The sequence below is a fragment of the Bradyrhizobium sp. BR14999 genome (genome assembly GCF_056106085.1).
On record NZ_CM148536.1, the window covers coordinates 7888061 to 7900641 of the forward strand.

Sequence of the window (12581 nt, forward strand, 5' to 3'; positions counted from 1 at the left end):
GGTCCGGATCATGCTCTAACGCGCATCCTCCAATATCATGTCGGAGGCCTTTTCGGCGATCATGATGATCGGCGCGTTGGTGTTCCCCGACACGAGGTCCGGCATGACCGAGCCGTCGACGACGCGAAGGCCGACGAGCCCCCTCACCTTCAGCCGCTGGTCGACCACCGCGAGCGCGTCATTGCCCATACGACAGGTCGAGGTCGGATGGTAGATGGTGCTGCCGCGCTCGCGGCAATAATCGAGCAACTCGGCGTCCGTGGATACCTTCGCGCCGGGATCGTACTCATTGACCACGAACGGCTTCATCGCCGGCGCGTTCAATATCTTGCGCAGGATCTTCAGGCCCTCGACATTGGTGCTGCGGTCGGTTTCGGTCGACATGTAGTTGATGCGGATCTCCGGCGGCACGGTCGGGTCGGCACTTTTGATGCGCAAGGTTCCGCGGCTTTCGGGCCGGAGCTGGCACACGGAGGCGGTGAAGCCCGAGAAATCGTGCAGCTTCTCCCCCATCTTGTCGGTCGAGAACGGCAGGAAATGCACCTGGATGTCGGGTGACGCCAGCCGCGGGCTGGTCTTGAAGAACGCGCCCGCCGTGCCCGCCGCGATCGTCAGCCAGCCCTTCCGGAACAGCGCATAGCGCGCCCCAGCCATCGTGCGGCGGAGCGGATGATTGATGGTGTCGTTCAGCGTGATCTTCTGCGAGCAACGCATCACGATGCGGACCTGCATGTGGTCCTGGAGGTCATGGCCGACACCGAGAGCATCGAGCACGATGTCTATGCCGTGCTTGCGCAAGAGATCGGCGGGACCGACGCCGGAGAGCTGAAGCAGCTGCGGCGAGTTGTAGGCTCCGCTCGACAGCACGATTTCCTTGCGGGCCCGCGCGCGGCGCAAGGCCGCGCCTTGCCGGTATTCGACGCCGACGGCGCGGCGCCCTTCGAACAGGACGCGCTGGGCGAGTGCGGAGGTCTCGATCTTGAGATTGCTGCGGGTCTTCGCCGGGCCGAGATAGGCCACCGACGTCGAGGCGCGCCGGCCGTTGCGCGTCGTGGTCTGGAATAGGCCGACACCTTCCTGCGTGGCGCCGTTGAAGTCAGGGTTGTAGGGCAAACCGGTCTCGACCGCGGCGTCGATGAAAGCTTTCGACAGCGGATCGGTCACGATCATATTGGAGACCGGCAGCGGCCCGCCGCTGCCGTGATATTGATCGGAGCCGCGGGATTGGTTCTCGGCCTTCTTGAAGTAGGGCAACACGTCGTCATAGCCCCAGCCGGTGTTGCCGAGCTGGCGCCAGCGGTCGTAGTCCTCGTGCTGGCCGCGGACATAGAGCAGGCCGTTGATCGAGCTCGAGCCGCCCAGCGTCTTGCCGCGCGGCTGGAACACCTGCCGTCCCTTCAGCTCGGGCTCCGGCTCGGTCTGATACATCCAGTTGACCGTCTTCTCCTTGAACAGCTTGCCGTAGCCGAGCGGGACGTGGATCCAGATGTTGGAATCCTTCGGGCCGGCCTCGAGCAGCAGCACGCTGTGCTTGCCATTCGCAGAGAGCCTGTTGGCGAGCACGCAGCCGGCGGAGCCGGCACCGACGATGATGTAGTCGAATTCGGGATCGGACGGCGCGAGCGAGGAATTTGCGTTCATGCGCTACTGTTCTTTTTGTTGGTGTTGGCGTTTCCAGTTTCGTCACTTAGAGCAGGCTAAATTCGATCAGCGATGCGAGCTTCACCTCTCCCCGACGGGGAGAGGTCGGATTGCGCTCGGCGATGCGAAGCATCGTCCGTAGCAATCCGGGTGAGGGGCCGCAACGGCGAGTGAGACTGTAACCCCTCACCCGGATTGCATCTTCGATGCAATCCGACCTCTCCCTACAGGAGAGGTGAATCCGAGTTCTTGGCTCGCATCGCCTACAAAACTGATCTCGCATTAGCACAATCATGCACGCAGGCGCAGCGCCTCGACCAGCGACCTGAACGCACGGGCATATTCCGCACCCGCCCTTGCGATATCGGCGCGCCCGGCGCAGGCGACCGCGGCTTCCGTGACGGCGCCGAGCAGCAGCCGGGCCAGGGGCTCGACCGGCTGGCGCGCGATCAGGCCGGCCTCCATCGCCGCCGCGATCGCGCGCGGCAGCTTGCCGCCAAAGTGCTTGGCGTCGATCTCGCGCCAGCGTTCCCAGCCGAGCACGGCGGGCCCATCACGCAGGATGATCTGGCCGGTGGGGCCCTTTGCCGTCGCCGCAAAGTAGTGCTGGGTACCGGCAACCATGGCTGCGAGAACATCCTTCTCGGCGCGCGCGGCGCTATCGATCTCGACAACGAGGTCGCGCGAGACCTGGTCGAACACGGCTTCGAACACCGCCTCCTTGGTCTTGAAGTGATGATAGACCGCGCCCTTGGCAATGCGGGCGGCGTCCGCGATCTCGTCCATGGTGGTGGCGGCGAATCCTCGGCTCCCGAACAGGCGGCGTGCCGCCGTCAGGATCGCTTCCATCGTCGCCGCGCGCCGTTCCGCCTGCTTCGCCATGTGCCTCGTCGAGGTCCACCTCTCCCCGACGGGGAGAGGTGGATTGTGCCTGGCGATGCGAAGCATCGTCCAGTGCAATCCGGGTGAGGGGCCGCGGGCACACAGTGGAGACCCTAACCCCTCACCCGGATCGCATCTTTCGATGCGATCCGACCTCTCCCTACGGGAGAGGTGTTCTGAGTTCTCGGCTCGCATCGCTTCAACTCACTCTCGCTTTAATCCAATCGAGCACCGGCGGCCAGTTGACTTTTCGACCATCGGTCGGTATTTACCGACTATCAGTCGGTTTTGATTGTGAGGTGTTCGATGCCGAGCCGTGACATTGTCGAGGCGTTTGCGCAGCGGCTGGAAGCCGGAGACTTCATCGGCGCCATCGAACAGTTCTGCACGCCTGATGCCGTGACCTACGAGAACAACGCTGCCCCGACGGTTGGCCGCGACAAGCTCGTCGCCAAGGAGCGTGGCGTGCTGGCGGCATCCAAGGACGTCAAGGCCGTGCGTGTCGGGCCGAGCCTGATCGAGGGCGACCACGTCGCGACCCGCTGGCTCTTCAGCTTCACCAACGCCGAGGGCGTCACGCGGACACTGGACGAGATCGCGTGGCAGACCTGGCGGGGCGACCAGCTGGTCGAGGAACGGTTTTACTACGATCCGAAACAGCTGGGGCGGTGACCGCGCCTGCCTCTCGCCCTGCCACCGCTGTCATCGCCCGCGAAGGCGGGCGATCCAGTACTCCGCGGCGGCTGTGATAAGTCGGGGGGCCGCGGCGTACTGGATGCCCCGCCTGCGCGGGGCATGACAGCGGAGTTAGGGGCGAACATTTCCTGCCATCACGCATTTGTATCGATTTGTTATCGATACCTTCGTTTGAACACGTAGAAGTGCTCACTCCCATTGCGGCAGCTAGGGATAATTCATAGTTCGTCAAAGGTTTGCAGCGAATTTTCCGCTTCTAGCCGGACAATCGGCCGATGCTGCTAGGCTCTGGAATGCGGACTCAAACGACCAGCTATTTCGCACGGCTGTTCGCCGGCGATCTGTCGGCCTTTGGCGGTCCCACAACCGACGAGGCGGTGGCCGGCCATATCCGGGCCGAGCAGATGTCGCTGGTGCTCGGCTATTCGGTCGGCATCATGCTTGCCAACGCCTGCAACGCCATCGTGCTGGCCATCGCGTTGTGGCAGTCGCCGGACAGGATGCCCGCCCTGATCTGGGCGGCCGCCGTCGCCAGCGCCGCGATCGGGTTCGGCGTGCAATCCCACGCCGCGCGCCGCATCACCAAACCGCAATTCGTCTCGCGCCGCGCCATGCACCGGCTGGTGCGCAACGCCTTCATCCTTGGCGCGGCCTGGGGCATCGTCCCGGTCGCCTTCTTCGCCGATGCTTCGACCGGCGGCCAGCTCGTCATCACCTGCCTGTGCTCGGGCATGCTAGCCGGCGGCGCGCTGGCGTTCGCCACGATTCCGATCGCGGCCATCGCCTTCACCGCGCCCATCTTCCTCGGCATCGCCATCTGCCTCGGCAGGAACGGCGATCTCGCCTTCCTGCTGATCGCCTTCCTCGTCGTGGTCTACGGCAGCGTGCTGCTGCGCGGCGTGTTCGTCAATTCGTTCGCGTTCGCGCGGCGCGTGATGCGGCAGATCGAGGCGGAGCGCACGGTGCGGCAGGATCCCCTCACCCATTTGCCCAACCGCGTCGCCTTCAACGAAACGCTCGATGCCGCGCTCAAACGACTGGCATTGTCCGGTGAGGAATTCGCGGTGCTGCTGCTCGACCTCGATCGCTTCAAGGAGGTCAACGACCAGTTCGGTCATCCCGCCGGCGACGAATTCCTGGTCCAGGTCGCCAGCCGCCTGCAACGCTGCACGCGCGCGGCCGAGCATGTCGCGCGCATCGGCGGCGACGAATTCGCGCTGGTCATGAACAATCTGGCGCGGCCGGAAGATGCGCTCGAGATCGCCGAGCGCTTCGTCGCGGCCTTCACCGAGCCGTTCCAGATCGAGGGCCGCCAGATCGTCGGCGCGACCAGCGTCGGCATCGTGCTGGCACCGCGCGACGGCACCTCGCCGCTCGACGTCATGAAGAATGCCGATGCCGCGCTCTATCGCGCCAAGAAGGCGGGAGCCGGCACGATCTGCTTTTTCGAGACCAGCGACGACAGGGTGTCGCGCGACCGCAAGGCGCTGCAATCGGACCTCGCGGGCGCGATCGCGAGGGACGAGCTGTTCCTGGTGTTCCAGCCGTTCCTCGACCTCGGCGACAACCGCATCACCGGCTTCGAGGCGCTGCTGCGCTGGCAGCATCCCGCGCGGGGGCTGGTGCCCCCGAGCGAATTCATCCCAATCGCAGAGGAGACCGGGCTGATCCACGAGATCGGCGAATGGGTCATCCGCCGCGCCTGCGCGACGGTGGCGCAATGGCCGGACGAGATCAGGGTCGCCGTGAATTTCTCCGCGGCGCAATTTCACAACACCGGCGTCCTCCAGACCATCGTGCAGGCGCTTGCCGATGCGAAGGTCTCTCCCAGCCGGCTCGAAATCGAGATTACGGAATCGATGCTGCTGTCGAAATACGGCTCGGCCGAATCAGTCCTGAATGCGCTGCTGGAGCTCGGCGTCACCGTGGCGCTCGACGATTTCGGGACGGGCTTCTCCTCGCTCACCTATTTGCGCAAGCTGCCGTTCAGCCGCATCAAGATCGACCAGTCTTTCATCAGCGACGTCTTGGTGCAGCCGGACTGCGCCGCCATCGTGAAGTCGGTGATCTCGCTCGCGCGGGACCTGCGCATCGGCGTCGTCGCCGAAGGCGTCGAGACCGCCGACCAGCTCGAATATCTGCGTCAGATCAGTTGCGACGAGGTGCAGGGCTATCTGATCAGCCGGCCGGTCGCGGCCGATGCCGTGCTGGCGCTGCTGGACGCGAAGAAGTATCGGGCGATTTACGCGGCGTAGGCCTCGATCGGATTAGGATCGGTGCGGCCACGAAGGAGGTGCGCTCCCTCCCCCGCTTGCGGGGGAGGGCTGGGGAGAGGGTGTCTCCGCAGAGGGACTCCCCAAGAGGAGAGAACCCTCACCCGGCGCTTCGCGCCGACCTCTCCCGCAGGCGGGAGAGGTGGAGGTCGCGGCGCTATCCATTTCTCCTAACGGAATGCCGCTTCGGGCTCGGTCAGACCGCGTCCGCGCGCAGCAGCGTGTCGACCGTAATCGTGCCTCTCGCGCGGGAGACGCAGGCGCAGATCTTCTGGTTGTTTTGCTTCTGATGGTCGCTGAAAAAGACGTCGCGATGGTCGATCTCGCCGTCGACCGCAACCACGTCGATGGCGCAGAGACCGCACTCGCCGCGCTTGCAGTCGTACATCACGTCGTGGCCGCTGGCGTTGAGCACGTCAAGCATCGAGCGTTCGCGTGGAATCTCGAGCTCGACATTCGAGCCCTTCAAGCGCACCCGGAACGTCTCGGTCGGCAGCGTGCCGCTGGAGCCGAACGTCTCGTAGCGGAGATCTGAAAGCGGATGGCCGGCGCCGATCCAGGCGTGGCGCGCGGCATCGAGCATGCGCATCGGGCCGCAGAACAGCGCGAGCGTGCCTTGAGGAAGCGAGGCGAACAGCGCGTCGAGATCGAGGCGCTTGCCTTCGTCGCTGGCATGAACGACCAGACGATCGCCGAGCAGCGCGGCGAGATCGTCGAGATAGGCGGCTTCGCTGCGCGAACGCACGGCATAGTGCAGCGTGACGTCAGCGCCGCGGCGGGCTAGCGCCTGCGCGGCACCGAGGATCGGCGTGATGCCGATGCCGCCGGCGATCAGGCAATAATTTTCGCGCGCCCAGTCCACCGCGAGCAGCGAGGCGGGCTGCGTGATGTCGAGCCGCGCGCCTGGCGCTAATTGCCACATATAGCGCGAGCCGCCGCGGGAATCCTCGGCGCGGCGCACCGCGATCTTGAAGCCGTGGGACGAAGCTTCGCCGACCAGCGAATAGGACCGCGTCTCCGGCAGGCCGTCGATGCTGACGCTGACATTGATGTGGCTGCCGACCGGATAGGCTGTGACGTCGAACTGATCGGGCCGGATCAGGAATTCGCGGATGCCGGGCGCAAGGTCGCGCGTCGAGACGAGCGTCGCCGGAATCCAGGTTTCGATGAAGCGCATGGCGATTGCCTCAATCGGTTGCGGTCTTGATCAGCGCGAGCGCCGGCAAGAGGTCGAGATGGGTCCGGTTGCGCAGCGCGAGCCGCAGGTTTCGTACCGCGAGCCGCGCATGCTCGCGCATGACGGCTTCGGCGCGCGCGCCTTCGCGGTTCTCGATGGCGTCGATCACCACCCGATGATGCTCCTGGGCGATGATCAGGATCTGTTGGGCCTCGGGCAGCGCCGACTGCGCCATCACGAAGCCGCTCGGCGAGGCGAACGGCAGCGCCGAGGCGCGGTCGATCTGCCGGATCAAGGGCGGGCTGCGCGACAATTCCGTAAGCAGGGCGTGGAAGCGCGCGTTCAGCGTGACGTAAGACGAAAATGCGTCGACCGAGATCGGCACCTGGCGCAGCAATTCGTCGATCGCGGCGAGACACTCCTTGAGCGGCTCGAGCTCGCGCGCGGAGACGCCGCGCTCGGCGGCAAAGCGCGCGGCGAGGCCTTCCAGCGTGCCGCGCAGCTCGATGGAGTCGGAGATATCGCGCTCCGAGAACGCCTTCACCATGAAGCCGCCGGAGGGGATCGCCTCCAACAGGCCCTCCTCCTCCAGCCGCACCAGCGCCATGCGCACCGGCGTGCGCGAGACGCCTGTCGTCTCCACCGCCTGGAGCTCGGAGATGCGCTCGCCCGGACGCAATGAGCCCGACAGGATTTGGTCGCGCAGCGCGAGCTGTGCCTTCACGGTCTGCGAGACGGAGCGGTCAACCTCACGTTCGGCCATCGTCTACTCCGCGGCCTGGAGATGTGTTGGTGCGTTTTCCTTCGCCACCATGCGATCAATCAGCTTGCGCGACCACATCGCGCCGGCATCGATGTTGAGGTTGTAGAAGATGCGATCCGGGTTCTCGTCCATTGCGCGCTGCTGCGCTTCGAGGATCAGCTCGTCCTCGTGGAAGATGCCGGACACGCCCTCGCGGATCTCGGTGGTGATGCGCTGCTCGCCGAGCTGGTAGTTGCGCACGAACGCCCAGAAATAATGGCAGGTCTTCTCGGTCTCCGGCGTGATGGTGTTGAGCACGAAGCCGTTGACGCCCTGCGAGCGGTCGCCTTCCGGCGCGCCGGTGCCGGTCGGCGCCACGCCGACGTCGATGGCGATGGTGCACGGGGCCTCGAAACGGATGATCTGCCAGCGGTCGACGAGACCGGGCTTGCCGAGCTGCTTGGCCCAGAACGGCGGCGGCTCGATGCCGCGCATCCAGCGCGTCACCGTCACCGTCTTCTCGCCATGGGTGACGTCGAACGGCGCCTCGGCCACCGCATCGTTACCGATCGAAGAGCCGTGCACGAAGGTCTCGTGGGTGAGATCCATGAGATTGTCGAGCACCAGGCGATAGTCGCATTTGACGTGGATGGTCTTGCCGTCGCCGGCCCAGGCCGGATCGTGATTCCAGTGCATGTCCGGAACCAGCGCGGGATCGGCCAGCGCGGGATCGCCCATCCAGAGCCAGATGTAGCGGTGACGCTCGACCACGGGATAGGCGCGGACACAGGCGGAGGGATTGATGGTCTCCTGCGAGGGCATGAAGGTGCAACGCCCTTGCGCGTTGTACTTCAGGCCGTGATAGCCGCAGACGACGGTGTCGCCTTCGAGCCGGCCCTTGGACAGCGGCACCAGGCGGTGCCAGCAGGCATCCTCCAGCGCGGCCACCGAGCCATCGGCCTTGCGGTACATCACGATGTGCTTGCCGCAGATCGTCCGCGGCAACAGCACCGGCTTCACCTCGGCATCCCAGGCGGCAGCGTACCAGGCGTTCATGGGGAAGGGTTTTGTCATCGGCTCGCTCCCACGGCTTATGCATACGTTTTGTATACAGTAGCGGCGGCAAGGAGATCATTCAAGGCTCAAAGGTGGCGCATCTAATTACCGTATCCATCTATTCTGTATACAAACCTATCCACCGTCATTCCCCGCGAAGGCGGGGAATCCAGTACTCCGCGGCGGACATTGGGTTCACACAACTCCTGCCGCGGCGTACTGGATCGCCCGCCTGCGCGGGCGATGACACCGGAGGATACGGCGACCGCTCCGCTGGAGGGGCCCCCTGCGGCGCCGGCCCCGCGCCCTACGCCCCGAACACCTTCGCAAGCCCCGCCTTGGCTTCTTCCTGAATCCGCGTCAGGTGCTCGGTGCTGCGGAAGCTTTCCGCGTAGATCTTGTAGACGTCCTCCGTCCCCGACGGCCTGGCCGCGAACCAGCCGAAATCGGTCTCGACCTTGATGCCGCCAAAAGGCTGGCCGTTGCCGGGCGCCTTGCTCAGGGTGGCGCGGACGGGATCACCGGCGAGGTCCTTGAGGCCGAGCTGCTCGGGCGTCACGGATTTCAAAATGTTCTTCTGCGGCCCGGTGGCGGCAACATCGATCCGCGCGTAATGGGGCACGCCGAACTCGGCGGTGAGGTCATTGAAGAGTTGGCTGGGATCACGGCCAGTCCTGGCCATGATCTCGGCGGCGAGCAGGCCGAGGATGACGCCGTCCTTGTCGGTGGTCCATACCGTGCCGTCGCGGCGCAGGAATGAGGCGCCCGCGCTCTCCTCGCCGCCGAAGCCGAAAGAGCCCGTGAGGAGGCCGTCGACGAACCATTTGAAGCCGACCGGCGTCTCGACCAGCTTGCGGCCGAGCTTTTTCGCAACGCGGTCGATGATCGAGCTCGACACCACGGTCTTGCCGATCGCGGCATCCTTGCCCCAGTCCGGGCGATGCGCGAACAGATAGGAGATCGCGGTCGCAAGATAATGATTCGGATTCATCAGGCCGCCGGTGCGCGTCACGATGCCGTGGCGATCGGCGTCGGTGTCGTTGGCAAAGGCGACGTCGAAGCGGTCGCGCATCCCGATCAGGCTCGCCATCGCATAGGGCGAGGAGCAGTCCATGCGGATCTTGCCGTCCCAGTCGACCGTCATGAAGCGGAAGGTCGGATCGATCGCCTCGTTCACGACGGTGGCCTTGAGGCCGTAGCGCTCGATGATCGGATGCCAGTAATGCACGGCGGCACCGCCGAGCGGATCGATGCCGATCGTGACGCCGGCGGATTTGACCAGGTCGAGATCGACGACATTGCCGAGATCGGCCACGTAAGGCGTGATGAAGTCGTAGGCGTGAACGTTCGAAGACTTGCGCGCCTTGTCGTAGTCGATGCGCTTCACGCCCTTCAGGGCATCGGCGAGATAAGCATTGGCGCGCTTCTCGACCACGCCGGTGACGTCGGTGTCGGCGGGGCCGCCATGCGGCGGATTGTATTTATAGCCGCCGTCTTCGGGGGGATTGTGCGAGGGCGTGATCACGACGCCATCGGCGAGGCCCGAGCTACGGCCCTTGTTGTAGGTCAGGATCGCATGCGAGATCACCGGCGTCGGCGTGTAGCCGCCGTCCTTGTCGATCATGACGTCGACGCCGTTGGCCGCGAACACCTCGACGGCGCTGACCAACGCGGGCTCTGCCAGCGCATGGGTATCGATGCCGATGAAGAGCGGGCCAGTCAGCCCCTTTTCTCTTCTGTAGTCACAAATCGCCTGCGTGGTCGCGAGGATGTGGCCCTCGTTGAAGGTGTTCTTGAACGAGGTGCCGCGATGACCCGAGGTGCCGAACGCAACCCGTTGCGCGGGGTCGGCCGCATCAGGCTTGCCGGCGAAATATTCCGTAACCAGCCGCGGAATATTGGTGAGCGCGTCCGGCGAGGCCTGCTTGCCCGCCGCGGGATGAACATCAGCCACTGAAATACCTCGTCCTTGTCAAATTGAGGCCTGCCGCACCATAGCATTGGGCTTGCACGCGCCAACTCAAAAGCCATTGGCCGACACCGGCAACAAATGGCCGCATTTGGGCCCATGAATAGTGATATGACCATTTTCGCAACGACCCTGCTGCTCGCCAGTTCCTTGGCGCTATCGTCTCCGGCACACGTCGGGCGAACCGACGTCGAACTCAACCCGATGCTGCGCAACGCGGCCGTGGATCATGACCTCGCCAAGGTGAAGCAGCAGTTCGAACGGGAGCTCCACAGCGACGCTGCAGACCGCTCCGCGGCATCCAGCCAGCGCTAGCGCCGCGGGCCGGGCGCATCCAAAGGGCATTCCTGACGGCCGCACATGGCGTTTACTTCCCTGGGGCCGCCTCGAAAGAGGCAGGCACCACAATGCAAATTGCGGGACCATGCTATGGTTGATGCGTCCCCGCTGCCGCGCCGCAAGGCCGGTTTGTTAACTCGGAAGCTCTATCACAGACCCATGCTGTGGGATCGAACACGCTTCAATCTTGGCGCGACGTGGGGACGCGTGGCGGTCGCCCTGCTTTTGTCGGCTCCGATCTGCGCGCAGGCCAAGGACGGCGGTCCGGACGAGCCGCGCACGACGGCGGCGCTGCCGGACGGCGGGACCGAGCTCGGCGCCGGAGAAACGCCGGCATCCCGCGCCGCGATCCGGAAGATCATCGAGAGAGAGATCGCAAACACCCATTTGCCTGCCGACATCGCCGAAGCGGTGGTCTTCGTCGAGAGCGGGTACAACCCGGCCGTGATCGGCAGCGTCGGCGAGATCGGGCTGATGCAGGTGCGGCCCGAGACCGCGGCGATGCTGGGATTCCGCGGAAGCAATGCCGAACTGGCAGAGCCGGACATCAACATCCATTACGGGGTGATTTATCTCAGCGAGGCTTGGCGCCTGGCGGCCGGGGATCTCTGCCGTGCGCTCATGAAATATCGGGCGGGTCATGGCGAGGAGACGATGACCCCGCGGTCACAAGTCTATTGCAACCGGGCTCGTAACCGGCTTCTCGCGATGAACTCGGCATCGCTGAACGTCGAAGCCGCGGCCGTTCCGGCTCCGGCGCCCCCGGCCATTCCCGCGGCGCCGGCAAAACTGGCAAGTGCACCGAAGATGTCGACGCAGCCCAAAGCCGTCTATGCCCGCTATCGTCAGGGCACGGCCGCCGCCAGCCGCGCCTATTGGGCCGCCCATGAGGCCCGGATCAGCCAAATCAAGGCTCGCATCGAAGCAAGATGGAAGCGCGTCGCATCGCGTTGACGGCGATGCCCCGATCTGCCGCTAGAGCCGTTCGCTTAATGCGAGCTTGTAGCCGACGCCGGTGACGGTCCCGATCACGGGCGTGCCGCTGCCGGTGAGCTTGCGGCGCAGCCGCGCCACCAGCGCATCGACCGTGCGGATGTCGACTTCCGCTTGGCGGTTGCTGACCACCTCGATCAGATAGTCGCGGCTGAGCGGCCTGCCGTCGGCGCCGACCAGCGCGGCGAGCAGGTCGAATTCGGCGCGGGTCAACGCCACCGGCTTGCCGTCGCTGCCAAGCAGCTCGCGCCGGGTCAGGTCGATGATCCAATCACCGAACGCGATCGAATTGTGGTTGCGCGCCGCCTTGCGATCGAGCGAGCGCCGCCGCAGCACGCTGCGCACGCGTGCGAGCAAGTCGCGTAAGTTGATCGGCTTGGTGACGTAATGGTCGCCGGCGATCTCGAGGCCGAGGATGCGATCGACGTCGGTGTCGCGGCGCGTCACGAAGATGATGCCGGCGTTGCTGGTCGCCTGGATTTCCTTGGCAAGCTCGAAGCCGTCACCGTCGGGCAGCTGCACGTCGAGGAAGACGAGATCGGTACGCGCGCGCAGTGCCTGGCGGCATTCCGCGCAGGAGCCGGCGCCGACCACGTCGAAATTGTTCTCGTTGAAATAGCCGACCAGCATCGTCCGCGTCACCGGATCGTCTTCGACGACGATCAGCCGCTCGCGGCCGGCGGGGCGCAATTCCGGACGGGCGGAATCGGCCACGATCTTGGATGTCCTGTGTGTCTGCGGCACGGCCTGGAAATTCAGGTCCTCGCGCAACGCGCTGTCCTGTGAACGACCATTCACGACCTGTTCGAGCCC

11 protein-coding genes are annotated in these 12581 nt (G+C 65.0%); 4 read left to right on the forward strand and 7 right to left on the reverse strand.

Annotation, left to right across the window (positions count from 1 at the left end; all coding sequences use genetic code 11):
* Positions 1–15: 15 nt before the first annotated feature.
* Positions 16–1641, reverse strand: a complete 1626-nt coding sequence (locus ACR9YP_RS36915; RefSeq protein WP_438111386.1) for a GMC family oxidoreductase — start codon at positions 1639–1641, stop codon at positions 16–18.
* Positions 1642–1932: 291 nt separating this feature from the next.
* Entirely contained in the window at positions 1933–2523 is a 591-nt protein-coding gene (locus ACR9YP_RS36920; protein WP_438111384.1) for a TetR/AcrR family transcriptional regulator, read from the reverse strand.
* Between the two features lie 306 nt (positions 2524–2829).
* Between ACR9YP_RS36920 and ACR9YP_RS36925 the strand changes: the two genes are divergently transcribed.
* Both ACR9YP_RS36925 and ACR9YP_RS36930 read left to right on the forward strand, forming a co-directional pair.
* Complete coding sequence (locus ACR9YP_RS36925; RefSeq protein WP_438111382.1) at positions 2830–3195, forward strand: nuclear transport factor 2 family protein; 366 nt, start codon at positions 2830–2832, stop codon at positions 3193–3195.
* 317 nt (positions 3196–3512) lie between these two features.
* A complete protein-coding gene (locus ACR9YP_RS36930) occupies positions 3513–5474 on the forward strand; it encodes a putative bifunctional diguanylate cyclase/phosphodiesterase (RefSeq protein ID WP_438111380.1) in 1962 nt (653 codons plus the stop codon).
* Positions 5475–5688: 214 nt separating this feature from the next.
* Here the strand turns inward: ACR9YP_RS36930 and ACR9YP_RS36935 are convergent, their stop codons facing one another.
* From ACR9YP_RS36935 to pgm, 4 genes are all read right to left on the reverse strand, one after another.
* Positions 5689–6669 carry a PDR/VanB family oxidoreductase gene (locus tag ACR9YP_RS36935; RefSeq protein ID WP_438111378.1) on the reverse strand — a complete coding sequence of 327 codons (981 nt, stop codon included), beginning with the start codon at positions 6667–6669 and terminating at the stop codon, positions 5689–5691.
* Between the two features lie 10 nt (positions 6670–6679).
* Positions 6680–7432: a GntR family transcriptional regulator gene (locus ACR9YP_RS36940; RefSeq protein ID WP_474218349.1), complete on the reverse strand. Its 753-nt coding sequence runs from the start codon at positions 7430–7432 to the stop codon at positions 6680–6682.
* Between the two features lie 3 nt (positions 7433–7435).
* Positions 7436–8485, reverse strand: coding sequence for an aromatic ring-hydroxylating dioxygenase subunit alpha (locus ACR9YP_RS36945; RefSeq protein ID WP_438111375.1), 1050 nt, complete (start codon positions 8483–8485; stop codon positions 7436–7438).
* Between the two features lie 289 nt (positions 8486–8774).
* Positions 8775–10421 (reverse strand): phosphoglucomutase (alpha-D-glucose-1,6-bisphosphate-dependent), encoded by a 1647-nt coding sequence (gene pgm / locus ACR9YP_RS36950; RefSeq protein WP_474218351.1) that lies wholly within the window; start codon positions 10419–10421, stop codon positions 8775–8777.
* A 126-nt stretch (positions 10422–10547) separates the two neighbouring features.
* Here pgm and ACR9YP_RS36955 point away from each other — a divergent pair, with 126 nt between their 5' ends.
* Positions 10548–10751: a hypothetical protein gene (locus ACR9YP_RS36955; protein ID WP_091894083.1), complete on the forward strand. Its 204-nt coding sequence runs from the start codon at positions 10548–10550 to the stop codon at positions 10749–10751.
* A 183-nt stretch (positions 10752–10934) separates the two neighbouring features.
* Positions 10935–11729 carry a transglycosylase SLT domain-containing protein gene (locus ACR9YP_RS36960; protein WP_438111371.1) on the forward strand — a complete coding sequence of 265 codons (795 nt, stop codon included), beginning with the start codon at positions 10935–10937 and terminating at the stop codon, positions 11727–11729.
* 21 nt (positions 11730–11750) lie between these two features.
* Here ACR9YP_RS36960 and ACR9YP_RS36965 read toward each other — a convergent pair whose 3' ends face one another.
* Positions 11751–12566 (reverse strand): response regulator, encoded by an 816-nt coding sequence (locus ACR9YP_RS36965; protein ID WP_438111369.1) that lies wholly within the window; start codon positions 12564–12566, stop codon positions 11751–11753.
* Between the last annotated feature and the right edge of the window lie 15 nt (positions 12567–12581).

Bases quoted from the DNA above. Each gene is read 5' to 3' on its own strand.
- ACR9YP_RS36925 (WP_438111382.1), top strand. From the start codon at position 2,830: ATGCCGAGCCGTGACATTGTCGAGGCGTTTGCGCAGCGGCTGGAAGCC.
- ACR9YP_RS36935 (WP_438111378.1), bottom strand. From the start codon at position 6,669: ATGCGCTTCATCGAAACCTGGATTCCGGCGACGCTCGTCTCGACGCGC.
- ACR9YP_RS36960 (WP_438111371.1), top strand. From the start codon at position 10,935: ATGCTGTGGGATCGAACACGCTTCAATCTTGGCGCGACGTGGGGACGC.
- ACR9YP_RS36915 (WP_438111386.1), bottom strand. From the start codon at position 1,641: ATGAACGCAAATTCCTCGCTCGCGCCGTCCGATCCCGAATTCGACTAC.
- ACR9YP_RS36940 (WP_474218349.1), bottom strand. From the start codon at position 7,432: ATGGCCGAACGTGAGGTTGACCGCTCCGTCTCGCAGACCGTGAAGGCA.
- ACR9YP_RS36920 (WP_438111384.1), bottom strand. From the start codon at position 2,523: ATGGCGAAGCAGGCGGAACGGCGCGCGGCGACGATGGAAGCGATCCTG.
- ACR9YP_RS36945 (WP_438111375.1), bottom strand. From the start codon at position 8,485: ATGACAAAACCCTTCCCCATGAACGCCTGGTACGCTGCCGCCTGGGAT.
- ACR9YP_RS36955 (WP_091894083.1), top strand. From the start codon at position 10,548: ATGACCATTTTCGCAACGACCCTGCTGCTCGCCAGTTCCTTGGCGCTA.
- ACR9YP_RS36930 (WP_438111380.1), top strand. From the start codon at position 3,513: ATGCGGACTCAAACGACCAGCTATTTCGCACGGCTGTTCGCCGGCGAT.